Raw genomic sequence first — 25,967 nt, 5'->3', positions numbered from 1 at the left:
GTTGAGGTTGTCCCGCCCACCCCAGTGGCTCGCCCCGGCATGCCAGGCGCGTTGGCCCTCATCCACCAGACGGAACACGCGCAACTCGTCGTAACCGGCGGCGCGGTAGCCGGGCTCGGCCGGATCAGGCAGCAGATAGTGCGCGCTGACGCCGTGTCGCGTCAGGGTGTGCAGGGATGACATAAAGGGCGCGGCGGTGTAATGCAGGACCACTTGCGCCACGGGCTCGCCGTTGCGTGCGTTGAAGTCCTTGGCGGGAAAACTGGTATCGATGACCAACATAAGAAGCGTCCTTTTCGGTACAGGCCGAGTCATTCGGCCCGTTCAAGCGCAAAACAATGACCGCCATCCTGAAGGGTTGAACGTCAGGCGGGCGGTAACTATTTGGCACACGAAAGAACGCGGGTCAGCGCCGCAGCGGCATGCCCAGATCGACCCGCAGGCCATCCGGCTGGCTGTCGAACGTCAACGAGCAGGAGCAGCGCTGGACGATCGCCTGCACAATCGCCAGGCCCAGGCCGCAGCCCTCGCTGTTGCCGTTGCGCCAGAAGCGCTGGGTCAGGTATTGCAGGTCTTCGCTGGCGATCTGTTTGCCGTGGTCGCGCACGCGGAACACCACCTGATCGCCGGCCATCAACACACTCAGCTCCACCCGGGTATCGGCCGAGGTGTGGCGCAGGGCGTTGTCCAGCAGGTTGCGCAGGGCCGCGACGGCAAGGCCCACCGGCATTTCCAGCGGGGTATCGCTGAGGTCGTCCGGCAGGATCAGGTCGATGCGCTGGTTGTCGCCGGCGTTGGCATCCTGGATCGCCAGCCGTGCGACTTGCTCGGCACTCGACTGCACGCCGTCGTCGAACGACAGGCTGCCCTCCACTCGCGCCAGCAACAGCAATTGCTCGAGGGTGCGGTGCAGGCGGTCGGCGCCCTCCTCGGCATGGGCCAGGGACTGGTCGCGGGCCGCACCTTCAGTCATGCGCGCCACTTGCAGGTGGGTCTTGATCGCAGTCAGCGGGCTGCGCAGTTCGTGGGCGGCGTCGCCGGTGAGGCGGCGTTCGCGCTCGATGGTCTTGGCGATGCGCTGCAACAGTTGGTTCTGGGTGTCGAGCAGCGGTTTCAGCTCGCTGGGCAGTGGGTGGATCTGCAACGGTTCGAGGGAATCGGCGCTGCGCCGCATCAATGCATCGCGCATGCGATTGAGCGGCTGCAGGCTTTGACCGATCCCCAGCCACAGCAGGCACAGGCAGCCCAACAACGCCACGCCGACCGGCACCGAGGCCGCCAGCAGGATCGACAGGTTCAACGCCTCGCGCTCCACCTGGCGGTCGGCGGTGGTAATGAACAGATCGCCACGGGCCAGGGTGAAGCTGCGCCACGCCGCGCCGTCGATGATCTGGTCGCGAAAACCGCTGCGATGGGATTCCAGCCCCTGGTCCGGTGTGGTGTGGCTGCGCGCCAACACTTCACCGCGCAAGGAACTGACCTGACAGGCCATGCCGCCCGGCACGTTCAGTTGCTCGGCGCTGAAGTGCTTGCCCTCGGCGCTGCTCGCCAGGCCCGGCATCTGCTCCATCAAACCGGCGACCATACGCGCCGACGCGACCAGGCGCTGGTCGAGGGAGAACATCATCTGATTGCGCAGATCGTTGAGCATCCAGGCCGCCGCCAGCGCCCAGATCAACACAAAAGCGGCACCGAGCTTGAAGGTCAGGCGCAGGCGCAGGCTCATCACGAAGCGCTCTCTCCACCATCCGCCGGCCCCAGGCGGTAGCCCAGGCCACGCACCGTTTCGACGATGCCGTTGCCCAATTTGCGCCGCAGATGGTGGATATGCACGTTGAGGGCGTTGCTTTCCAGTTCGTCGTTGAAACCGTAGACGCTGTCTTTGAGCTGTTCGCTGGAGAGCACGCGGCCCTTGTTGTGCAGCAGCGCCTGCAACAGCGCTTGTTCACGGCGGGAAAGGTCCACGGGCTGCCCGGCCAGCAGGGTTTCGCGGCTGCTCGGGTCGTAACTGAGGCGGCCGTGTTCGATCAGGTTGACACTGCGCCCGGCCACGCGCCGCAGCAAGGTTTGCAGGCGCGCGGCGAGTTCGCGCAGGTCGAAGGGCTTGAGCAGGTAATCATCGGCGCCGGCTTGCAGGCCGTCGACGCGGTTGGTCACCGAATCCCGCGCGGTGAGGATCAGCACCGGAATTTCCAGGCCCTGGCTGCGCTGTTGTTGCAGCAACTTGAGGCCGTCTTCGTCGGGCAGCCCGAGGTCGAGCACCATGATGTCGAATTCGGCAGCCTTGAGCATCGCCCGCGCGGCGGCGGCGGTGGCCACGCGCTCGACGGTAAAGCCCTGGGCACCGAGGCCGGCCACGATGCCGCTGGCGATCAATTCGTCGTCTTCACAGACCAGTACGTGCATGCTGAACCCTTCATGAAAGATGGGGGGATTAGAAGACAGATCGATTAAGCGCGCATTATGCCGCCAAAGTTCGCAACATCAGATAATCCCTACGCTCTAGAATAGCGTCCGGTTAATCATCGGTTAATCAACACCACACATTGTGTGCCTCACTTGCATCGAACTAAGGCTTGACCATGCGGCATCTATTTACCTTACTGCTGATGTTGTTCGCGGGATTCGCCCAGGCTGCGCCGGGTAACCCGTTCGAGACCAAACCCGACTTCCTCCCGGTGGGCAAGGCCTTCACCTTGACGTCCGAACGCCTGGAGTCCGGCGAAACCCAGCTGTTCTGGCAGATAGCCGATGGTTATTACCTGTACCAACAACGCATGAAGTTCGACGGCCTCGCCGAAAAACCCGCGCTACCCGAGGGTGAAGCCCATAGCGATGAGTTCTTCGGCGAACAGCAAGTATACCGCCAAGGCCTCGAAGTGAAGATTCCGGCGGGGACGACCGGCCAGGTCAAGCTGGGCTGGCAGGGCTGTGCCGATGCCGGCCTGTGTTACCCGCCACAGTCAATGACCGTGGACCTGGGCGGCAACCCGGCCGTCGCCGCCACCGCACAAGCCCAGGACCAGAGCCTGGCAAGCGGCCTGCAGCAGCGCAGCCTGGGGTGGAGCCTGCTGGTGTTCTTCGGCCTGGGCCTGTTGCTGGCGTTTGCCCCGTGTTCGTTGCCGATGTTGCCGATCCTCGCCGGCCTGGTGGTCGGCAGCGGGGCCAACCCGCGTCGCGGTTTTGCGTTGGCCGGCAGCTACGTGGTGTGCATGGCGCTGGTGTATGCCGCGCTGGGCGTACTGGCCGCGCTGCTCGGCAGCAACCTGGCGGCGCTGCTGCAAACCCCGTGGATACTCGGCAGCTTCGCGGCCTTGTTCGTGATCCTGGCCCTGCCGATGTTCGGCTTTTTCGAACTGCAACTGCCGGTGGCCCTGCGCGATCGCCTCGACAACGTCAGCCGCAACCAGAGCGGCGGCAGCCTGATCGGCGCCGGAGTGCTCGGCGCGCTGTCCGGCCTGCTGGTCGGCCCCTGCATGACCGCGCCCCTGGCCGGCGCCCTGCTCTATATCGCCCAGAGCGGTAATGCCCTGCACGGCGGGCTGATCCTGTTCGCCATGGGCATCGGCATTGGCGTGCCTCTGTTGCTGCTGGTGACCGTGGGCAACCGCTTCCTGCCCAAGCCGGGCACCTGGATGAACGTGCTCAAGGGCGTGTTCGGCTTCCTGTTCCTGGCCACCGCCGTGTTGATGATCCGCCCGGTGGTCGGGGAAAACCTGTGGCTCGGCCTGTGGGGCGCGCTGGCCATGGCCATGGCCTATTGCGGCTGGCGCCTGGCCCAGGATTTCGGGCGGGTCGCCATGCTGTCCGGCGCCGTTTCCGTGGTGCTCGGGTTGTGGGGCGGCTTGCTGCTGGTCGGTGCGGCAGGTGGCAGCGACGACGTGTGGCAACCGCTGAAGGTCTACAGCGGCTCGCGGATCAGCGGCGCGCCGAGTGCCCACGATGCGTTCATGACGATCAACGACCCGGCCGTGCTGCAAAGCCAGCTCGACAGCGCCAAGGCCCAGGGCCAATGGGTGCTGGTGGATTACTACGCCGACTGGTGCGTGTCATGCAAGATCATGGAAAAACAGGTGTTCGGCAAACCCCACGTAATGGACGCCTTGAAAGACGTGCGCCTGCTGCGCCTGGACGTCACCGCCGACAATGCCGCCAGCCGCGCACTGCTCGATCGCTACAAAGTGCCGGGGCCACCGAGCTTTGTGTGGATCGGCCCGGACGGTGAAGAACGCCGCGCCCGGCGCATCACCGGCGAAGTCGATGCCGATACGTTCCTGCAACGCTGGACCCAGACGCGGGACGCCCGCTGATGCTGACCCTGACCATCGGCACCTTCGCCATCGCCCTGAATCACATCCTGCTGATCGGCGCGCTGATTCTTGCCACCCTGGTGGGCTGGCGCGTGGCCAAGCGTGGTGGGGAAAACCCGGAGTCGGTGCTGTTCAGCCTGTTCCTGCTGGGCATGTTGACGGCCCGCGTCAGCTTTGTGCTGATGTACTGGAGTTACTACCGCAACGACCCGCTGCAGATCGTCGACCTGCGCGACGGCGGCTTTCTCGCCTGGCCCGGCGTCATTGCACTGATCCTCGGCGCGCTGCTGTATGGCTGGCGCCGCCCGGCCCTGCGCAAACCGTTGAGTGCCGGGGTCATCACCGGCCTGCTGTTCTGGGGCATGACCAGCCTGTCGCTGAGCCTGTATGACAAGGGCTCGCGCCTGCCGGACATCACCCTGCGCAACGCCAACGGCGAGGTGGTGCAACTGGGCGATTACCAGGGCGGTCCGCTGGTGATCAACCTGTGGGCCACGTGGTGCCCGCCGTGCCGTCGGGAAATGCCGGTACTGGAACGCGCCCAACGCCAACGCCCCGACGTGACGTTCCTGTTCGTCAACCAGGCCGAAAGCATGCAAAGCGTCAGCACTTACCTGGCGACCCAGGGCCTGACCCTGGACAACGTCTTGTTCGACGCCAGCGGCCGCCTCGGCCAGGCCGTGGGCTCCATGGCCTTGCCGACCACGCTGTTCTACCAAGCCGATGGACGCCTGATCAACAGCCACCTCGGTGAACTGTCCCAGGCCAGCCTGGCCCGTGCCATGGAACCCTTCGACACCGCCCCTGCCGTCACGCCCCCTACAAGGAAACCGACATGCCCCGCCTCCGCCACCTGCTGACCCTGTTATCACTGAGCATGGCCGCCACCCTGGCCCAGGCCGAAGACTGGCCGGCCCCGATCAAACAGATCGAAGCCAAGGGCGCCAAGATCCTCGGCAAGTTCGACGCCCCCAGCGGCCTCACCGGCTACGCCGCGCAGTACCAGAACCGCGGCATGGCGCTGTACCTGAGCGCCGACGGCAAAAGCGTGCTCGCCGGCACCCTGTATGACGCCCAGGGCAATGACCTGAGCAGCGCGCCCCTGGAACAACTGGTGTACGCGCCGATGGCCAAGGAAGTCTGGGCGAAGATGGAAAAAAGCAGCTGGATCCAGGACGGCGACACCAACGCGCCGCGCACGGTCTACCTGTTCAGCGACCCCAACTGCCCGTACTGCAATATGTTCTGGGAACAGGCGCGGCCCTGGGTCAAAGCCGGCAAGGTGCAGTTGCGTCACATCATGGTCGGCATCATCCGCCAAGACAGCCCAGGCAAATCCGCCGCCCTGCTGGCCAGCCCAGACCCGCAAAAAGCCCTGCAAGAACACGAAGCCGCCGGCAAGGGCAGCAAGTTGCAGGCGCTGGACAAAATCCCGGCGGCGATTGAAGCCAAGCTCGAGGCCAATATGAAGTTGATGGATGAGCTGGAGTTGTCGGCGACGCCAGCGATTTTCTATCTGGATGACAAGGGCGGCTTGCAGCAACAGCAAGGGGCGCCGTCGCCGGATAAGTTGGTGAAGATCCTTGGGCCGAAATAGGCGGAGTCTGGACTGACGCTATCGGGGGCAAGCCCCCTCCCACATTTGAAGGCATGAACCCGGTCGAGTGTGGGAGGGGGCTTGCCCCCGATGAGGCCCATGCAGGCAACGAAAACTACAAGCCCTCCAACTCCGCCATCAAATCACTCAACCGATCCACCTTCTCGGCACTGATGGCTGTCGCCGCCAGCCCATCGATGTACTCGGCCAACTGCGCCACCGTGCTGCACTCGAACATCGCCCGCAACGGCACATCCCGTTGCAACGTCTTCTGCACGCGCGAGGCGATCTGCGTGGCCAGCAACGAGTGCCCGCCCAGCTCGAAGAAGTTGTCCTGCACGCCCACGCGGTCGACCTTGAGCACCTCGGCCCAAATCGCGGCCAATGTCCCCTCCAGTGCCGTGCGTGGCGCCAGGTAGGCCTGGTCGTGCAACTGGCCGATCTCCAGGGCCGGCAGGGCGTTGCGGTCGAGTTTGCCATTGGCGTTGAGCGGCAGGCGCTCGAGCCACAGCCAATGCAGTGGCACCATGTATTCCGGCAGTTCAGAACGCAGGTGTTGCTTGATGTGGTCCAGGCACTCGCCAGGGTCGAGGGTGGTATCGGCGGCCACCAGGTAACCGACCAAGTGTTTGCCGTTGACGCCCTCCTGCACCCCAACCGCCGCGTCGCGCACTGCCGCTTGTTCATGCAGACGCGCTTCGATTTCCCCCAGCTCGATGCGGTAGCCGCGGATCTTCACCTGATGGTCGATACGCCCGACGTACTCCAGCACCCCATCGCTGCGCCGCCGTGCCAGGTCGCCGCTGCGGTACAGACGCTCGCCCGCGGCGCCGAACGGGTTGGGCACGAACACCTGGGCGGTGCGCAGCGGGTCGCTGACGTAACCGCGCCCTACGCCGGTACCGGCGACGCACAGCTCGCCCACCGCGCCCTGCGGCACCAACGCCAGTGCAGCGTCCAGCACGTACAAGCGGTTGTTGTCGGTCGGCGCACCAATCGGCAGGTAAGTCCCCCGGGTCGAGGCCAGGTCGACACGGAAGAACGCCACATCATCCGAACATTCCGCCGGACCATAAGCGTTGACCAAGCCAACCTCGGGGTAACGCAGCAACCACTGTTGCGCCAGCTCCGGCGGCATGGCTTCACCGGTCGGCAGCATCCAGCGCAGGCCGTCCAGGCGGATGCGTGCCTCGGCCAGCATGCCCTGGATCAGCGACGGCACGCTTTCCAACACGCTGATGCCCTGGGCCTGCACATGGGCGAGCAAGCCCTGGGGATCGTGGGCGACGGCATTCGGCACGATATCCACCCGCGCGCCGAACAGCGGCGCGGCAAGGAACTGCCACACCGAAATATCGAAACTCTGCGAGGCGGTTTGCGCGATCACATCCACCGGGCTCAGGTCCAGGTACGGCACCTTGCTCAACTGGTTGTTGAGCATGCCGCGCTGTTCGACCATCACGCCTTTGGGCAGGCCGGTGGAGCCCGAGGTATAGATCACATAGGCAAGGTTGTCCGGGCCACTGTAGATGCCGGGGTTTGCCCCACGAGCAGGCACCTCCTCCCACACCAGCAACTGGCATTCCACGCCTTGCAGCAGCTCAATGGCCTGCTCGCGACACGCCTCGGTACACACCAGCAACGGGGTGCGGCTCAGCTCGATAATCCGGCTCAGACGCTGACCGGGCAGCCCCGGGTCGAGCGGCAGGTAACCGGCACCGGCCTTGAAGCTACCGATGATCATGCCGAGCAAATCGAGACTGCGCTCCGCCAGCAATGCCACCGGCTGATCCAGGCCGACACCCGCGGCGATCAGTGCGTGGCCCAGGCCGTTACTGCGCCGGTTCAACTCGGCATACGTCCACTGTCGGTCGAGGCACGTAGCGACGATGCGTTGCGGATGCTGCGCCACCTGGGCTTCGAACAGCTCGATATAGCTGCGCTCCAGCGGGTAGGCGTGCTCGCTCCGGTTGCAGACGTGTACCAGGAATTCACGCTCCTGCGCGCCCATCAATGGCAGCTCGGCCATGTCGCCATGAAAACCCTGCATCAGCGCCAGCAGCAGGCGCTTGAACTCACTCAACATGCCCTGCACGGTGCTTTCATCGAAGTAACGCTGGTCGTAGGACAGGTGCAAACCAAGCTCATCGCCCGGATAGCACACGGCCGTCAGCGGGAAGTTGGTGTGGGTGCGGCCGGAGTCCGAGGTGGCATTCAGGCTTTGCGCACGGTCGAGTACCGAGACTTCCACCGGGGCGTTTTCGAACACGAACAGGCTGTCGAACAGCGGTTGGCCCTTGGGCAATTCGCTGTGTTCCTGAAGGGTCACCAGCGGCAGGTATTCGTACTCGCGCAGTTGCATATTGCTGTCGAGCAGGCCATTCAACCAGTGGCGCACGCTGCACTGTTGGCCCTCCTCGGGCAGCTTCACACGCAGCGCGATGCTGTTGATGAACAGGCCGACGGTCCGTTGCATGTCCGGCATGTCCACCGGACGCCCGGCCACGGTGACGCCGAACAGCACGTCACGCTCGCCGCTCAAGCGCCGCAGCACCAGGGCCCATGCGGCCTGGGCAAAGGTGTTGACGGTCAGTTGATGAGCCTGGGCCAGTTCGCGCAGGTGTATACCGTCGCGGGCATCGAGGCGGGTGTAGCAATCGCCCACTACCATGCCGCCGCTGCCACCGGCGTGTTCGCGCAGGAACGGGCGGTCGCTGGGGATCGGCGTGGTGCGCTCGAAGCCCCGCAGGTTGTGCTGCCACCACTGGCGCGCCGCACTCAGGTTCTGGCGTTGCAGCCAGGCGATGTAGTCGCGATAACGCGGCGGCGTGGCCAGTTGCGCGTCGTGGCCTGCGCCGAGGGCCGTGTAGAGGTCGAAGAAGTCATTCATCAACAACGAACGGCACCAGGCATCGATGAGGATGTGATGGTTGCTCATCATGAACCAGTAGCGCGCTTCAGCGACGCGGATCAGGCGAAGGTGGAACGGCGCCTGGTTGAGCAGATCGAAACCGGCTTCGCGCTCGGCCTTGAGCAGGGCTTGCAGGCGCGGTTCCTGTTCGGCCTCGGCAACGGCGCGCCAGTCCAGGTACTCGATCGGCGTGCTGCCGGGTTTGTGGATCACTTGCAGCATGTCCTCGCCGACGTTCCAGCAGAACGAGGCGCGCAAGGCTTCGTGACGGGCGATCACCGCTTGCCAGGCCTGGGCGAAACGCTCGGGGTCGAGGGCGCTGTCGATGCGGTAGCGGTCCTGCATGTAGTAGAGGCCGGTGCCCGGTTCAAGCAGGGTATGCAGCAGCAGGCCTTCCTGCATCGGGGTCAGCGGGTACACGTCTTCGATCGCACTGGCGGGCACCGGCAAGGCGTCCAACTGCGCCTGGGTCAGGCGCGCCAGGGGGAAGTCGGAAGGCGTGAGGCCGCCGGCGCCGTCCTTGAGGCAATGGGCGATCAGGCTGTGCAGTTCGTCCAGGTAGGCCGCGGCCAACTCGCCAATCGTCTGCTGATCGTGGCGTGCGCGGCTGAAGGTCCAGCGCAGCACCAGTTCGCCGCCGTACACCTGGCTGTCGACACTCAGTTCGTTGGGCAGCGGCGCATCCGGGTCATGGGCGAGGCCGGCGGATTCCTCCAGCGGGTGGAACAGTGCATCGGCGCCGAAGCTCTGGTCGAACTGGCCGAGGTAGTTGAAGGTGATGTCGGCACTCGGCAGTGCGGCCATCGTCTGTTTGCACAGGTCGTCCGCCAGGTAGCGCAGCACGCCGTAGCCCAGGCCTTTGTGCGGCACGCCGCGCAATTGCTCCTTGATGGCTTTGATCGATGCGCCCTGCTCCGCCAGCGGCGTCAGGCGCACCGGATAGGCGCTGGTGAACCAGCCGACGCTGCGGGTCAGGTCGATCTCATCGAACAGGGTTTCGCGGCCGTGGCCTTCCAGCTGGATCAGCGCCGAGGCGTGACCGCTCCAGCGGCACAGCACGCGGGCCAGGGCGGTCAGCAGCAGGTCGTTGACCTGGGTGCGATAAGCGCTGGGGGCTTGTTGCAGTAACTGGCGGGTGCGTTCGGCGTCCAGGCGCACGCTGAGCGTCTCGGCATCGCGATGGCGCAATGCGCCGTGCGGGCGCGCCACCGGCAAGGGCACCGCCGCACCGGCCAAGCACTCCTGCCAGACGCACAATTCTTCGCGCAGGGATTCGCTGCCGGCATAGGCCTGCAAGCGGGCGGCCCAGTCGCGCAAAGCACTGGTCTTGGGCGGCAGGCTCACGGATTGGCCGTCGCTCAATTGGCGATAGACGTTTTGCAGATCCTCGAGCAACACACGCCACGACACACCATCCACCACCAGGTGATGGATCACGATCAGCAGGCGCTGCTGGCCTTGCGGGCCGTCCACCAGCAACGCGCGCAACAGCGGGCCGTGGGCCAGGTCGAGGCTGCGTTGGGTGTCGCTGAACAACGCGCTGCACTGCTGCAGATCACGCACTTGCGCCTGCATCAGCACGCCGCCCTCCGGCACGGCCAGGTATTCGGCGTGCCATTGCGCGTCGCGCCGGGTGAAGCTCAGGCGCAGCGCGTCATGCTGTTCCAGCACCGCCAGCAGGGCTTGCTCCAGGCGATGGGGATCGAGCAGTTGCAGCGGTTTGAGCACCAGCGCCTGGTTCCAGTGTTGACGCGCGGGAATCTCTGTCTCGAAGAACCACTGCTGGATCGGCGTGAGCCCCGAGCGGCCGCTCAGCATGCCTTGCTCGGCGCTGACCTGCTCGGCGCGCGTGGCGACGGCGGCCAGGGTCTGTACGGTCTGGTGCTGGAACAAATCCCGCGGGCTGAAGTGAATCCCGGCCTGGCGCGCACGGCTGACCACCTGGATCGACAGGATCGAATCGCCGCCCAGTTCAAAGAAGTTATCGTCGAGACCGACCTGCTGCACGTTCAACACCGCGCACCAGATCGCCGCCAACGCCTGCTCCAGCGCGTTGCGCGGCGCCACGTAGTGTTGGCGATTCGCCTCGGCATCCAGCGGCGGCAAGGCGCGGCGGTCGAGCTTGCCGTTGGCGGTCAGCGGCATGCTGTCCAGCACGAGCCAATGGGCGGGCACCATGTAGTCCGGCAGTTGCGCTTTGAGGTGCGCCTTCAAGGCGTCGCGCAAGGGGCCGTGCTCGGCGTCGCTGGCCAGATAGGCCACCAGCTGTTTGCCGCTCGGCGAATCCAGCGCCAGCACCACCGCTTCGCGCACGGCGGGATGTTCGAGCAGGCGCGTTTCGATCTCGCCCAGTTCGATGCGGAAACCGCGAATCTTCACCTGATGGTCGATCCGCCCGAGGTATTCCACCTGGCCGTCGCTCAGTTGGCGCACCAGATCGCCGGTGCGGTACAGGCGACCGCCACGGGCCGCGAAGGGGTCCGCGACAAAACGCTCTGCGGTCATCCCCGGACGCTGGTGATAACCCTGCGCCAGCCCTGCCCCGCCGACGTACAACTCGCCGCTCGCGCCTTGCGGCACCAGGGCCAGGTCGGCGTCGAGAATATAGGCCACGCGGGCGCCGACGATGCTGCCGATCGGCACGCTGCCGACGCCCTCCGCCAAGTGCTGCGGCGCAAGGCCGGCCAGCGGCATCACCACGGTTTCAGTCGGGCCGTAGGCGTTGAAAAACACCTGCGGCTGGAACGCGGCGCGGATGCGCTGCAGGTGTTCGCCGGTCAGCGCCTCGCCGCCGGTGATGCACAACCGCACCGGCAAGGTCTGCCGCTGGGTCGCCAGCCATTGCGCCAACTGGCTGCCGTAGCTCGGGGTGAAGCCCAGCACATTGATGCGGTGGGTGCGGATCAGCCCGCAGATCTGCTCGGCATCCCACTGGCCCTGGGCGCGCAATACCAGTTGTGCGCCGCTGAGCAACGGCACCAGCAAACGCTCGGTGGCGGCGTCGAAGTTGATCGAATAGAAGTGCAGCTCACAGTCATCCGGGCGCATGCCGAAACGCTCGATCACGGCCTGGCAGTGCATGGCGATTTCGCCGTGGCACACCACCACGCCTTTTGGCTTGCCGGTGGAGCCGGAGGTGTAGATCAGGTACGCCGGGTGTTGCGGCAGGCTGAGAAACGGCGGCTCACTGGCCGGGTAGTTCACCAGCACCGGCAGGTCGTCTTCGAGGCACCAGCACGCCAGCGTCGCCGGCAGTTCACCGAGGGCGGCGAACATCGCCGCATCACTGAGCAGCAAGCCGATGCCGCTGTCTTCGATCATGTAATGCAGGCGGTCCAGCGGGTACTCCGGGTCCAGCGGCACATAGGCGCCGCCGGCCTTGAGAATCGCCAGCAGGCCGATGACCATTTCCAGGGAGCGCGGCAACGCCAGGCCGACCCGCACCTGCGGGCCGACGCCACGCTCGCGCAGCATCCAGGCCAGGCGGTTGGCGCGGGCATTCAGTTCGCGGTAGCTGAGGGTCTCACCGGCAAACGTCAGTGCCGGCGCGTCGGCACGGGTCAGTGCCTGCTGGTTGAACAGTGAGTGAAGGCACTGGTCGAGGCGCTGTTCAGCCGCGTCGCTCCCCAGGCTGCGCTGCAATGCGTGCTGCTCGTCGGCACCCAGCATCGGCAGTTCGCTGAGGCGTTGCTGCGGGTCGGCGATCAGCGCTTCGAGCAGGTTGCGCCAATGTTCGGCCATGCGCGCAACGCGCGGCTCATCGAACAAATCGGTGCTGTAGGTCAGGCAGCATCCCAGGCGATGGTCGAGGTCGGTGACTTCCAGGTTGAGGTCGAACTTGGTCGCACGCGCATCGTTGGCCAGGTACTCGACGCTCATCCCGCCCAATTGGCGGCGCTGCTGGAATTCCCAGCGCTGCACGTTGCACATCACTTGGAACAGCGGGTTGTACGCCGCGCTGCGCGGTGGTTGCAGCGCTTCCACCAGATGGTCGAACGGCAGGTCCTGGTGAGACTGGCCCTCGATCACGGTGTGGCGGACTTGCTCGAACAACTCACCGACGCTCATCTGCCCGTCGAGCCGGCAACGCAGTACCTGAGTGTTGAGGAAGGCGCCGATCAGCCCTTCGCTTTCCGGGCGAATCCGATTGGCCACCGGAGCGCCGATGCGCAGGTCGGTCTGGCCGCTGTAGCGGTAGAGCAACACCGCCAGCGTGGCAGTCATGCTCATGAACAGGGTCAGGCCGTGCGCAGCATTGAAGGCCCGAACGCGCGCGGCCAGTTCGTCGCTCAAATCAAAACGGTACAGCCCGCCGCGGTGGCTTTGCACCGGCGGCCGCGGGCGGTCGCCGGGCAGTTCCAGCAGCGGATGCTCATAACCCAATTGCGCGATCCAGTAATCGAGCTGGCGCTGGCGCTCGCCGGACTCCAGCCACTGGCGCTGCCACACGCTGTAGTCGAGGTACTGCACCGGCAGCGGCGCCAGCGGCGAGTCGCGCTCGTCGATGAAGGCTTCGTACAGCGCGCTGAGCTCACGGGCAAAGATGTCCATGGCCCAGCCTTCGGTGACGATATGGTGCAAGGTCAGCACCAGGTAATGCTCCTGCGCGCCGGCCTTGACCAGGCACACGCGCAACAGCGGCCCGGTTTCCAGGTTGAACGGCGTGTGCGCCTCGACATCGGCCAGCTGCTGCAAGCGTTGCTCGCATTCGAGGTGGCTCAGCGCCGAGAAGTCCTGCCAGCCCATGCGCAGGCCGGTCTGCGCCGACACCTGCTGATGGGCCACGCCATCGACGCTCGGGAAGGTGGTGCGCAGGGTTTCGTGGCGCATGATCAAGGCCTGCAACGCGGCCTCGAAACGCCCCACGTCGAGCACCCCGCGCAAACGCGCCATGCCGCCGACGTTGTACGCCGGACTGTCCGGCTCCAACTGCCAGAGGAACCACATCCGCTGCTGGGAATAGGACAGCGGCACCGGCCGGCTGCGGTCGACCTGGGCGATGGCGGTCTGTTGGTTGCGTTGGCCAGCGGCCTGGATCAGCCCGACCTGCTCGGCAAACGCGTCGAGTTCGCTGGCTTCGAACAGGGTGCGCAACGGCAGCTCGACGTCACACGCCTGGCGGGTGCGCGAGATGATTTGCGTGGCCAGCAACGAATGGCCGCCGAGGGCGAAAAAATCATCGCGCAGGCCGATCCGCGGCAGGCCCAGCACTTCGCGCCAGATCGCCGCAATCTGCTGCTGCAACGGGCTCTCGGGTTCAACGTGTTCGCGGGTTTGCCACACCGGCTCGGGCAGCGCACGGCGGTCCAGCTTGCCGCTCGGGCTCAGGGGCATGGCGTCCAGGCGCATCAGGTGCGCGGGCACCATGTATTCCGGCAACCCGGCGGCCAGGGCGGCTTTGACGGTTTGGGCGTCGAGCGCGGCAGTGGCGGTGTAATAGCCGATCAATTGGTCATCGCGCACCAGCACCACGGCCTGGGCGATACCGTCGAGGGCCAGCAGGCGCGCTTCGATTTCTTGCGGCTCCACGCGAAAGCCGCGCAACTTGACCTGCTGATCGAGACGACCGAGGTAGTCGAGCACGCCGTCAGCGCTCCAGCGTGCGCGGTCACCGCTGCGATACAGACGGCTGCCCGGCGCGCCCAAGGGGTCGGCGACAAAACGCTCGGCGGTGAGCCCGGCGCGGCCGAGGTAACCGCGTGCCAGGCCGATGCCGCCGATGCACAGCTCGCCCGGCACCCCCGCTGGCAACGGGTTGAGCTGTTCGTCGAGCACGCGGCAGATCACATTGCCCAGCGGTCGGCCAATCGGCGAGCGCTCGCCATCCTCGGCGCGGCAGTGCCAATGGGTGACGTTGATCGCGGTTTCGGTCGGGCCATAACGGTTGTGCAACTGCACCGCCGGCAACCGCGCAAGCACACGGTCACGCAACTCGGCGGGCAAGGCTTCGCCGCCGCAGAACAGACGGCGCAGGCTGGTGCATTCGGCCGCCAACGGCTCGTCGATAAACAGCTGCAACAGCGGCGGCACAAAGTGCAGAGTGGTCACGCCATGGGCCTGCACCAGTTGCGCGATGCGCTGCGGGTCGCGCTGCTCGCCCGGCCCCGCCAACACCAGGCGGCAGCCGGTGATCAGCGGCCAGAAGCACTCCCACACCGACACGTCGAAACTGATCGGGGCTTTTTGCAGCAGCACGTCGCTGTCATTCAGCGCATAGGTGGCCTGCATCCACTGCAAGCGCTCGGCCAGGGCCGCATGGGTGTTGCCCACGCCCTTGGGCTGGCCGGTGGAGCCGGAGGTGTAGATCACGTAGGCGAGGTGCTCGCCGTCCAGATGCAGGCCCGGCGGCTGGGTCGGCCAGCGGTCGAGGTGCAGGCTGTCCATGGCAATCACGCACACGTCTTCGGCCGTGGGTAATTGCGCCAGCAACGCGGTCTGGGTCAGCAGCAGGTGGACGCCGCTGTCCTTGAGCATGTAGGCCAGGCGCTCGGCGGGGTAATCCGGGTCCAGCGGCACGTAGGCGCCGCCGGCCTTGATGATCGCCAGCAGGCCGATCAACAGTTGCGGCGAACGCTCGGCGGCGATGGCCACGCACACGTCGGGGCCGACGCCCTTGTCGCGCAGGTAATGGGCCAGGCGGTTGGCCTGGGTGTGCAGTTGGGCAAAGCTCAGGCTGCCGCCCTGCCAGACCAGCGCGGTGCGGTCCGAGGTGTGTTGGTTGAGCTGTTCGGGCAACCATTGCCGGGCCGGCGCGCAAGGCGCTTCGCTCCAGGGCCGCTGTTCGTCGTGTTGCATCAATTTGAGGTCGCCGAGAGCCCGCTGCGGTTGCTCGCACACGGCGTGCAGCAGGTTGATGAAGTGCTCGGCCAGGCGTTGGATGGTGGTGCTTTCGAACAATTCGTCGGCGTAGTCGAACGCCAGGCTCAGGCGCCCGTTGCGGTCTTCTTCGCTGTGCAATTGCAGGTCGAACTTGGCTTCGCGGCTGTGCCACGCCAGCTCTTCGGCGAGCAGGCCCGGCAGGCGACGCAAAGCGCCGAGGTCGCGCTGCTGATGGTTGAACATCACCTGGAACAGGCCCTGTTCACGGGCGTGGGGGAACGCTTCGAGCAGTTGTTCGAAGGGCAGATCCTGATGGGCCTGGGCGCCCACTGCCGCCTGGCGCGTGGCCGCCAACAGCTGGTTGAACGGCAGGCGCCCGTCCAGCTCGGCGCGCAGTACCAGGGTGTTGATAAAGAAGCCGACCAGGCCTTGGGTTTCCTGGCGCGGGCGGTTGGCGCTGGGCACGCCGATGCGGATGTCGCGTTGGCCGCTGTAGCGGTAGAGCAAGGTCTGGAACGCCGCGAGCAACAGCATGAACGGCGTCGATTGGTTGGCCTGGGCAGTCTGGCGAATCGCCGCGCTGAGGCTTGCGCCCAGACGCACGTTGTGGCGCGAAGCACTGTTGCGTTGCCGCGCCGCACGCGGGTGATCGGTGGCCAGGCTCAAGGCCGGGTGTTCGTCTCCCAACTGCGCCTTCCAGTACGCCAGTTGCCGCTGGCCTTCGCCCTCGACCAACCATTGGCGCTGCCAGTTGCCGTAGTCGGCGTATTGCACGGCCAGTGGCGGCAGTTGCAGGGGCTGGCCCTGGGACGCCGCGGCGTACAGGCGCGAGAACTCATCGATGAGGATATTCAGCGACCAGCCGTCGGCGATGATGTGATGCAGCGTCACCAGCAACTGATGGTCTTCGTCGTCCAGGCGCACCAGGCTCACCCGCAGCAACGGGCCGTTTTCCAGGTCGAACGCAGTGTGCGCCTGCTCCTCGCGGATCTGCTGCGCACGGGCTTCGCGCGCGGCGGCGGGCAGGTCGCCAAGGTCGATGACGTGCAAGTCGAATGCGCTGCTGGCCAACACCCGTTGGAAGGCTTGCCCATCCCGTTCGTAGAAGCGCGTGCGCAGGGCTGGGTGGCGCTGGATCAGCTGCGCGAAGCTGGCGCGCACTGCGTCTGCATCCAGCTCGCCGCGCAGGCGCAGGGCACCGGGGATGGTGTACGAGTGGCTCTGCGGGTCGAGTTGCCAGGTGATCCACAGGCGATTCTGTGCGAGGGATTGCGGCAGTTCATCCTCATGCGACAAGCACTGGATCGCGCCTTGGGCGACGCCGCCATCCTGCTGCAACTGTGCCACATCGGCGGCGAAGGCCGACAAGGTCGGCGCTTCGAACAGCAGGCGCAGGTTCAGTTCCAGGCCCAGGGTTTCGCGCAGGCGCGCAACCACTTGGGTCGCGCTGATGGAGTTGCCGCCGAGCAGGAAGAAGTGGTCATCCGCCGCTACCGTCGCAACCTGCAACTGCTCGCACCAGATCGCCGCGATCTGGGTCTGCAAGGTGGACGCCAGCGCGACATCACTGGCCGCGCCTTGCAGACCGGGGAACTGCGCATAGCTGTCGAGGCTGCCATCGGCGTAACGCAACGCACATGCCGAACGCTGCAGCTTGCCGCTGGAGGTCTTCGGCAACGCGCCGGGGTTGAGCAACACCACCACGCACGGCGCCTCTTGATAGGCTTCGGCCACGGCTTGGCGGATCGCCGTGATCAGCGCTTGCGGCGCGAGGATTTTCTGCACGCTGCGGCTGATCTCAGCGGCGATACCGATGCCTTCCTGGCCCTGCTCATTCACCGCGAACGCCGCAACCCGGCCTTTGCGCACCACCTCCACTTCGCGCTCGATGGTCTGCTCGATGTCCTGCGGGTAGAGGTTGTGGCCGCGCACGATCAGCAGGTCTTTCAAGCGCCCGGTGATGTACACCTCGCCCTCGCGGATAAAGCCCAGGTCGCCGCTGCGCAGCCAGGTGCGGCCGGCGTGCTGGACGAAGGTCTTGGCGCTGGCTTCGGGGTTGCGCCAGTAGCCGTGGGCAATGCTCGGGCCGCTGGCCCAGAGTTCGCCGACGCAGTTGTCAGGCAGTTCGCTCAAGGTGTGGGGATCGGCGATCAGCACCGCGTGGTCCGGCTGATGTGTGCCGCAACTCATGATCGTCGCGCCCGGCCCCGGCTCGGCGCGGTTGGCGGCCAGCGCCTGCGCATCCAGGCGCAACGCCGGGATGCCGTGACCACGGCGGCCGCCGGCGACAAACAGGGTTGCCTCGGCCAGGCCGTAGGAGGCGAAGAAGTTGTTCGCGGTGAAACCGCACGGGGCGAACTTCTCGGCGAAGCGTTCCAGGGTGTCGAGGCGGATCGGTTCGGAGCCGGAATACGCCACGCGCCAGCGCTTCAAATCCAGGCGTTCCAGGGCCGATTCGCTGACCCGTTCGCTGCACAAGCGGTAGGCGAAATCCGGGCCGCCGCTGATGGTGCCGCCGTATTCGCTGATCGCTTCCAGCCAGCGCAAGGGCCGGCCGAGGAAGTACGCCGGCGACATCAATACGCAGGGCACGCCGCTGAAGATCGGTTGCAGCAGGCCGCCGATCAGGCCCATGTCGTGGTACAGCGGCAGCCAGCTGACGATCACGTCATCCGGGTTCAGGTCGATGCCGAAACCGCGCCGGATCAGCAGTTCATTGGCGACCAGATTGCCGTGGCTGACCTGCACACCCTTGGGCAAGGCGGTGGAGCCCGAGGTGTATTGCAGAAAGGCGATGTCGTCGGCTTGCACATCGGTGGCGACCCAGCGCTCGGCAAGCGCGCTGTCGAGGGTGTCGACCGCCAGCAGCGGCGGCGCGTTTTCGATCTGCGCCAAGTCATCGCCGAGGCTGGCGATGGTCAGCAACAGGCGCGGTTCGGCGTCGGCGATGATCGACAGCAAGCGCGCCTGGTGATGGTGACGAGCGGACTCCGGCGGATAGGCCGGCACCGCGATCACCCCGGCGTACAGGCAGCCGAAGAACGCCGCCACATAGTCCGGCCCGCTGGGGAACAACAACACGGCACGGTCGCCCAGCTCGGCGTTGGCCTGCAGGGCGGCGGCGATGGTACGGGCGCGCCGGTCGAGGTCGCGGTAGCTGAGGACCACGTTGTGTTCGGCGGACTCAGCGAGGAAACGCAGAGCGATCCGCTCCGGAGTCTGCGCGGCGCGGCGTTGAAGGGACTGGGCCAGGGTGCGGGGAAGTTCGAAGGCGTCCATCATGGGGGTTCCTGCCTGAAATCGGCTTACGGGAAAATCGGGAAGGGTTCAGCCGGCGGTCAGTCGCCGCGCCGCGCCATTGCGCCAGCGCGCCAGGTGTTCCTCGGCGTAGCGCCGCACACAGCGCAGCACCGCGCTTTCGTGCTGCACCAGAAAGAAGTGGTGGCCGTCGAACAGGTCCAGGGAAAACCCGCTGGCGGCGTCTGCCTGCCAGTCGAGTAACTGGTCGGCGCGCACGCTGTCCTGCTTGCCGCCGAACACGTGGATCGGCATGCCCAGCGGCTCGCGTCGGCCGTAGGCGAAGCTGCCGCAGAGCAGGAAGTCGGCGCGCAGGATCGGCAGCATCAACTGCATCAATTCGCGGTTGGCCAGGGCTGCTTCGGCGGTGCCTTGCAGGTCGCGCAGGCGGGCGATCAGTTGCTCGTCGGTCTTTTCGCGGGCGTACTCGCTGACGTCGCGCCGCGCCGGGCCGGCGGTGCCGGACGCAAACAGCGCCAGCGGCGCAGGCACGTTGCGCGCTTTGAGCGCGTGCGCCAGCTCGAACGCCAGCAGGCCGCCAAGGCTGTGGCCGAACAACGCGTAGGGGCCGTTCAGGTCACGACTGATTTCATCCGCCAACTGCGCGGCCAAGGCGCCGATGTCGCGTTGCAACGGCTCGTCCATCCGCATGCCGCGCCCCGGCAACTCCAGCGGGCACACCTGCAACCAGTCCGGCAGAACACGCCGCCAACGCACGTACACCATGGCGCTGGCCCCCGAATAAGGCAGGCAGAACAGGCGCAGTCGAGTCGGCGCGCTCATCGCTCGACGCCCCCCACCTGAAACGCGCCATATGCACGATAAAAACCCATCTCGCCCTCCTGCGGGTGCTGATCCTTGGCCGTTTTACCAACGAACCTGTCACCCAGAAGAACGGACGGCGTCGCCAAATAATTAGTCGTCGAGGACGAGCGAGACGGGGTTCACACCTTCAGCCCACGGACAAAATCAGTCAGACTTCTCATTTGACAATAATTATCATTCAGCATAATTTGTTGCCCGATGTGTAGGAGGCCTCAGCACGGACGCCCTCCCCTAACCTCTTTTGCGATCAAGGTGATTTCCATGACGGAACAAGTATCCACAGGCAGGTGCGACTCACCGCTGCTCCAGGCATTCGTCGATAATCGGCTGATTCTGGTAAAGATCGCAGCACGTATTACCGGCTGCCGCTCCCGGGCCGAAGACGTCGTGCAGGATGCCTACTTCCGGCTGCAATCGGCGCCGACGATCACCTCATCGTTCAAGGCGCAATTGAGTTATCTGTTCCAGATCGTGCGCAACCTGGCGATCGATCACTATCGCAAGCAGGCCCTGGAGCTCAAATATTCGGGGACCGAAGAGGAAGGCTTGAATGTGGTGATTCAGGGCGCGTCACCGGAAACTTCGCACATCAATTTCAACACCCTGGAGAACATCGCCGACGCCCTGACGGAACTGCCCCAGCGCACCCGCTACGCGTTCGAGATGTACCGCCTGCACGGCGTGCCGCAAAAGGACATCGCCAAGGAACTCGGCGTCTCGCCGACCCTGGTCAACTTCATGATTCGCGATGCGCTGGTGCATTGCCGCAAGGTGTCGGGCAGTCACAGCGATACATTTGCACGGCGGCTCTGAAACTCGCCCCGTCGCGGAGCCTGGTCTCCCGAAACCTCAGGGCACCGCCGTCACATCGATGCGATAGGGCTCGAATATCTTCAACAGCTCGCCGTCATCACGCAAACGTTTGAGCAGGCCGGCAAACGCTACGCTGCTGATCGGCGCCTTGGGCCGCAGCAACGCGTAGTGGTGGTACACCTGGTCGACGCGCTCCGAGATCAGGAACTGGGCGGCCATGTCGACGTTGCGCGCCAGAAAATCACTCAGGTACGAGCGGGTCACCAGGGCGATATCGGCGCGACCGCGCGCAACCATCAGCAGGTTGCTGTCATGGGAGTAGGTCAACGTCGCGTTGAAGTGCTCGGTCATGAACTTGGGGTCGGCATTGAAGTTGGCGAAGGCGTAGTGATAACCGCTGAATACCGCCAGGCGCTTGCCGCCAAGACTGGTGAAATAATTCTGGTCGCGATCGGGCTCACGCTGGGCGACGAAGATTTCGGCATCTTCCAGGCCCATGTCGACCGTGGTGTGAGGAATCTTCTGCCAGCCCCAGTCGGGGTTTTCGAAAATCGCCACGTCGACCCGGCCCTGCTCGAAATCGCGAAAGCGTCGCGGGATCGAGGTCGGCACCAGCACGAACTGATAGTCGGTTTGCGAGGCGTTCAGGGCTTCGACCAACTGCGGCAGCAATCCGGTGTCGGCGCCCTGCTCGGGGCGCACGGTGTACGGCGGAAAATGCGCAGCGCCGATCCTCACCAATTGCGCAGCCGAAGCCGGCATCCACGCAACGGTGCCCAGTGCCCATAAAGTAAGTCCTGCAGCCAGTCGCCATGGCGAAAACATTAAGGCACACACCGTTTAACCTGCTGATGGCAATAAGCTAGGCGTTTTTGTCTGGCGAGACAACTTCCACCGGAAAATTAATAGCTTGCGCCTCAATCAGCCTTCAAAACCATCAACAACGCCTCTTCGGCCAACTGCTCGAGGGTCAAGCTGCCCTCGGCGCGGAACCAAGTGGTGGTCCAGGACAAGGCACCGGTGAGGAAGCGCCGGGCGATAAACACATCCCCCTTGATATAGCCGGCGGCCTTGGCCTCGCCCAGCACCTGCAGCCAGATCGCTTCATAGACATCACGCAAGGCCAGCACCTGGGCCTGGCCCTCGGCCGACAGCGAACGCCACTCGTACACCAACACCGCCATGGCTTCGCCGCTGCCGCCCATGATCGACTGCAATTCGCAGCGAATCAGCGCCAGCACGCGCTCGCGCACCGTGCTCGCCTCTTCCAGCGACGCACGCATCAGCGCAGTGTTGTAGCGGATGGTTTCTTCCATCACCGCGCGCAGGATCTCGTCCTTGCTCTTGAAGTGATGAAAGATGCTGCCGGACTGGATGCCCACGGCACCGGCCAGGTCGCGCACGGTGGTGCGCTCGAAGCCCTTGTTGCGAAACAGGTGAGCCGCGGTTTGCAGCAACTTGCCCCGGGCACTGTCGGGGTCGGTCAATTGGCCGCCGTCGACCATGGCGCGCATCACCCGCAGGGCTTTGTGCTCATCCATGCTGCTCTCCTTTACGTCTACTGACATCTTGGCCGGCAATTTAGGCCGTGCCTGCCAGCCAAGCAAGCGCTTGGCTGAAAACTTGTGTCCGGAGTTTACAAACCAAGCGCTTGCTTGGTAGTCTCGTCTCCAGCCATTCGAGGAAGGATTTCTCATGAGCAAGACGGTTCGCATCGGCTGCGCCAGCGCCTTCTGGGGCGACACCTGCACCGCCGCCGCCCAGTTGGTACACGGCGGCAAGCTGGACTATCTGGTGTTCGACTACCTGGCGGAAGTCACAATGTCGATCCTCGCCGCTGCGCGGATCAAAGATCCCCAGGCCGGCTACGCCACGGACTTTGTCGAGGTGCTGTCGCCGCTGCTGGCCGAGATCCAGCGCCAGGGCATCCGCGTGATCAGCAACGCGGGGGGCATCCACCCCCAGGCCTGCGCCGCCGCCCTGCAAGCGGCCTGCGACGCGGCGCAACTGCCGCTGAAAATCGCCGTGCTGCTGGGCGATGACCTGCAGCCCCAACTCAAGCACCTGCGCGGCAGCGTCGACATGTTCAACGGCGCGCCGCTGCCGCCGCTGTGCGTGTCCGCCAATGCCTACCTCGGCGCGCCGGGCATTGTCCGCGCGCTTGAGCTGGGGGCGGACATCGTCATCACCGGGCGGGTGGTCGACAGCGCGGTGGTCAGCGCCGCGTTGGTGCATGAATTCAACTGGTCATGGCAGGACTACGACCGCCTCGCCCAGGCCGCCCTGGCCGGGCATATCATCGAATGCGGCGCGCAGTGTACCGGCGGCAACTTCACCGATTGGCGCGACGTGCCGGATTACGAGCACATCGGTTTTCCCATCGTCGACGTCAGCGCCGACGGCCAGTTCACCGTGAATAAAGTCGCGGGCAGCGGCGGGTTGATCAGCGAGCTGAGCGTGGCCGAACAACTGCTCTACGAAATCGGCGACCCGCGCGCCTACTTGCTGCCCGATGTGATCTGCGATTTCAGCCAGGTCAAATTGCAGCAGCAAGGCAAACACAGTGTGCGTCTGCACGGTGCCAAGGGTTTGCCGCCGACCGCTCAATACAAGGTCAGCGCCACTTACCCGGACGGCTTTCGCTGCACCGCCAGTTGCCTGATCGCCGGGATCGACGCGGTGGCCAAGGCCGAGCGGGTCGCCCAGGCGATTATCGACAAGACGTCGGAGCTGTTCAGCCAGCGCGGTTGGGCGCCCTACACCGAGGTGAACATCGAACTGCTCGGCAGCGAAGCCACCTACGGCGCGCATGCGCGACGCCGGGACTGCCGCGAGGTGGTGGTGAAGTTGGCGGTGCGCCACCCGAGCAAGCCGGCGCTGGTGCTGTTCGCCCGCGAAATCGCCCAGGCCGCCACCGGCATGGCGCCGGGGCTGACCGGCATCGTCGGCGGGCGGCCGACGGTGTATCCGTTGATTCGACTGTTTTCGTTCCTGATCGATAAATCGTCCTGTGAGCTGGCGATTGATTTGCAGGGTGAACGCCACGCTTGCGCGCTTCCGGCCAGCCACGCACTGGGCACGCCGGCGGCCGCCCTCGAACCGCCCAAACCCCAAGGCCGCGCCGATGCCAGCGTGCCCCTGGTGAAACTCGCGGTGGCCCGTTCCGGCGACAAGGGCAACCACAGCAACATCGGGGTGATTGCCCGCGACCCGGCGTACCTGCCGTGGATCGCCGAAGCCCTGACCCCGGCCGTGGTCGTCGACTGGATGGGCCACGTGCTCGACCCCGTCCACGGTCGCGTCGAACGCTGGTACCTGCCCGGCAGCCACAGCCTCAACTTCCTGCTGGAAAACGCCTTGGGCGGCGGCGGCATCGCCAGCCTGCGCATCGACCCGCAGGGCAAGGCCTTTGCCCAGCAGTTGCTGGAAATCCCCATCGCCGTGCCGCAGCACATCGCCGATCAACTCACATAAAGGAGCGTTGCCGTGGCCTTCGACTCGATCTTCAAAGCCGACCTGCCGGATGCCCTCAAAGGGGAGTCATAAACCATGCCGGTGATCGAAACCCTGATCGACGCCCACAGCCCAGACTTCGTGCGCAACCGCGAAGCGCTGCTGGCGAGCCTGCAGCAACTGCGCCTGTTGGAGCAGAACCTGTTGAGCAAGGCGCTGGAAGCCAAGCCCAAGTTCGACAAACGCGGGCAATTGCTGCCGCGTGAACGCCTCAACCTGCTGCTGGACCCTGGCGCGCCGTTCCTGGAACTGGCCAGCCTGGCCGGCTACAAACTCCATGACGACAAGGACGGCAGCGCCGCCGGCGGCGGGTTGATCGCCGGCATCGGTTACGTCAGCAGCGTGCGCGTGCTGGTGGTGGCGAATAACAGCGCGATCAAGGGCGGCACCATTTCCCCCACGGGCCTGAAGAAATCCCTACGCCTGCAACAGATCGCGATGGAAAACCAACTGCCGGTGGTGACCCTCGCCGAAAGCGGCGGCGCCAACCTCAACTACGCGGCGGAGATTTTCGTCGAAGGCGCGCGCAGCTTCGCCAACCAGGCGCGCATGTCGGCCATGGGCTTGCCGCAGATCACCGTGGTCCACGGCTCGGCCACGGCGGGCGGCGCGTATCAGCCGGGGCTGTCGGATTACGTGGTGGTGGTGCGCGGCAAGGCCAAGCTGTTCCTGGCCGGCCCGCCGCTGCTCAAGGCCGCGACCGGTGAAGTCGCCACCGATGAAGCACTGGGTGGCGCCGAGATGCACGCGCAAATCGCCGGCACCGCGGAATACCTGGCGGAAAACGATGCCGACGGGGTGCGGATCGTGCGCGAAATCGTCAGCCTGCTGCCGTGGAACGAGCGCCTGCCGTCGATGCCCAAACGCACGTATGCCGAGCCGCTGTACCCCATCGACGAACTGCTCGGGCTGATCCCCGACGACCCGAAAAAACCCTACGACGTCCGCGAAATCCTCGCACGCCTGGCCGACGGTTCGAACTTCCTCGAGTTCAAGGGCGAGTTCGACGCACATACCGTGTGCGGCCACCTGCACATCCAGGGCCGCGCCGTCGGCGTGATCGGCAATAACGGCCCGATCACGCCCAAGGGCGCCAGCAAGGCCGCGCAATTCATCCAACTGTGCGACCAGAGCCGCACGCCGCTGCTGTTCCTGCACAACACCACCGGCTTTATGGTCGGCACCGAGGCGGAACAGCAAGGCGTGATCAAGCACGGCGCGAAGATGATCCAGGCGGTGGCCAATGCCCGTGTGCCCAAACTCACCGTGGTGGTCGGCGGCTCCTACGGCGCCGGCAACTACGCCATGTGCGGCCGCGGCCTCGACCCGCGCTTCATCTTCGCCTGGCCCAACAGCCGCACCGCCGTGATGGGCGGCGCCCAGGCCGGCAAAGTGCTGCGCATCGTCACCGAAGCCAAACAACGGAAAGACGGCCTGACCCCCGACCCCAAGATGCTCGACATGCTGGAACAAGTCACCGCACAGAAACTCGACAGCCAATCCACCGCACTGTACGGCAGCGCAAACCTATGGGATGACGGCCTGATCGACCCACGGGATACCCGCACGTTATTGGGGTTCCTACTCGATATCTGCCATGAAGCCGACATGCGGACGTTGCAACCGAACAGCTTTGGCGTAGCACGGTTCTAAAGTCATCAAGACAACAAAACCCTGCTGTTGCTCTGCTTTTGATTTTGATCTTAGGCGCCCCGTCAAACCACGCTGGCCGAACGCAGGCTTGAATCCGTGGGCAACCCGGCAGGACGCCGGGTTAGCCGTCCTGGGCCAGGGATGGCCCATGACGGCGGCCCACGGATTCAAGCCTGCGTTCGGGCACACCGAGCCTAGGCGAGGTGCCGAGTGGTGGGGCAAGAGCCCT

The 25,967-nt window shown here is 65.3% G+C and carries 13 protein-coding genes; 6 read left to right on the top strand and 7 right to left on the bottom strand.

Translation table 11 applies throughout. The features are described 5' to 3' along the window. From INT12_RS28210 to INT12_RS28200, 3 genes are all read right to left on the bottom strand, one after another. Positions 1-282: N-acetylmuramoyl-L-alanine amidase (locus tag INT12_RS28210; protein WP_193059112.1), on the bottom strand; the 282-nt coding region annotated here is incomplete at its 3' end. Between the two features lie 124 nt (positions 283-406). Next, positions 407-1,726, bottom strand: a complete 1,320-nt coding sequence (locus tag INT12_RS28205) for an ATP-binding protein (protein ID WP_046484006.1) — start codon at positions 1,724-1,726, stop codon at positions 407-409. Next, entirely contained in the window at positions 1,726-2,406 is a 681-nt protein-coding gene (locus INT12_RS28200; protein ID WP_046382548.1) for a response regulator, read from the bottom strand. The genes INT12_RS28205 and INT12_RS28200 overlap by 1 nt, the downstream gene beginning before the upstream one ends. Before the next feature lie 176 nt (positions 2,407-2,582). Here INT12_RS28200 and dsbD point away from each other — a divergent pair, with 176 nt between their 5' ends. From dsbD to dsbG, 3 genes are read left to right on the top strand one after another with little or no spacing between them, the layout of a single operon-like run. Continuing rightward, positions 2,583-4,310 (top strand): protein-disulfide reductase DsbD, encoded by a 1,728-nt coding sequence (dsbD, locus tag INT12_RS28195; RefSeq protein WP_057003883.1) that lies wholly within the window; start codon positions 2,583-2,585, stop codon positions 4,308-4,310. Next, entirely contained in the window at positions 4,310-5,170 is an 861-nt protein-coding gene (locus tag INT12_RS28190; protein ID WP_046382546.1) for a TlpA disulfide reductase family protein, read from the top strand. The genes dsbD and INT12_RS28190 overlap by 1 nt, the downstream gene beginning before the upstream one ends. After that, positions 5,146-5,907 carry a thiol:disulfide interchange protein DsbG gene (gene dsbG / locus INT12_RS28185; RefSeq protein WP_017845803.1) on the top strand — a complete coding sequence of 254 codons (762 nt, stop codon included), beginning with the start codon at positions 5,146-5,148 and terminating at the stop codon, positions 5,905-5,907. Before INT12_RS28190 ends, dsbG begins: the two co-directional genes overlap by 25 nt. Before the next feature lie 115 nt (positions 5,908-6,022). Here the strand turns inward: dsbG and INT12_RS28180 are convergent, their stop codons facing one another. Then, the gene (locus INT12_RS28180; RefSeq protein WP_193059111.1) at positions 6,023-18,919 is read right to left on the bottom strand and encodes a non-ribosomal peptide synthetase; all 12,897 of its coding nucleotides are present in this window, start codon (positions 18,917-18,919) and stop codon (positions 6,023-6,025) included. Between the two features lie 45 nt (positions 18,920-18,964). Beyond that, positions 18,965-19,717, bottom strand: a complete 753-nt coding sequence (locus INT12_RS28175; protein WP_017845801.1) for a thioesterase II family protein — start codon at positions 19,715-19,717, stop codon at positions 18,965-18,967. Between the two features lie 303 nt (positions 19,718-20,020). Between INT12_RS28175 and INT12_RS28170 the strand changes: the two genes are divergently transcribed. Beyond that, positions 20,021-20,572 carry an RNA polymerase factor sigma-70 gene (locus INT12_RS28170; RefSeq protein ID WP_017845800.1) on the top strand — a complete coding sequence of 184 codons (552 nt, stop codon included), beginning with the start codon at positions 20,021-20,023 and terminating at the stop codon, positions 20,570-20,572. A 36-nt stretch (positions 20,573-20,608) separates the two neighbouring features. Here INT12_RS28170 and INT12_RS28165 read toward each other — a convergent pair whose 3' ends face one another. Together INT12_RS28165 and INT12_RS28160 are read right to left on the bottom strand one after the other, a co-directional pair. After that, positions 20,609-21,397, bottom strand: a complete 789-nt coding sequence (locus INT12_RS28165) for a substrate-binding periplasmic protein (RefSeq protein ID WP_102618026.1) — start codon at positions 21,395-21,397, stop codon at positions 20,609-20,611. A 92-nt stretch (positions 21,398-21,489) separates the two neighbouring features. Continuing rightward, complete coding sequence (locus tag INT12_RS28160) at positions 21,490-22,113, bottom strand: TetR/AcrR family transcriptional regulator (RefSeq protein WP_046382540.1); 624 nt, start codon at positions 22,111-22,113, stop codon at positions 21,490-21,492. Positions 22,114-22,267: 154 nt separating this feature from the next. Here INT12_RS28160 and INT12_RS28155 point away from each other — a divergent pair, with 154 nt between their 5' ends. After that, the gene (locus INT12_RS28155) at positions 22,268-24,046 is read left to right on the top strand and encodes an acyclic terpene utilization AtuA family protein (RefSeq protein ID WP_046382539.1); all 1,779 of its coding nucleotides are present in this window, start codon (positions 22,268-22,270) and stop codon (positions 24,044-24,046) included. 75 nt (positions 24,047-24,121) lie between these two features. Beyond that, positions 24,122-25,738, top strand: coding sequence for a geranyl-CoA carboxylase subunit beta (gene atuC / locus INT12_RS28150; protein ID WP_193040534.1), 1,617 nt, complete (start codon positions 24,122-24,124; stop codon positions 25,736-25,738). Positions 25,739-25,967: the final 229 nt, after the last annotated feature.

Source organism: Pseudomonas sp. K8, from assembly GCF_014889455.1.
Classification (GTDB): domain Bacteria; phylum Pseudomonadota; class Gammaproteobacteria; order Pseudomonadales; family Pseudomonadaceae; genus Aquipseudomonas; species Aquipseudomonas veronii.
The sequence above is the reverse complement of the archived record's forward strand: the minus strand, read 5'-3'. Positions and strand labels throughout refer to the sequence as shown.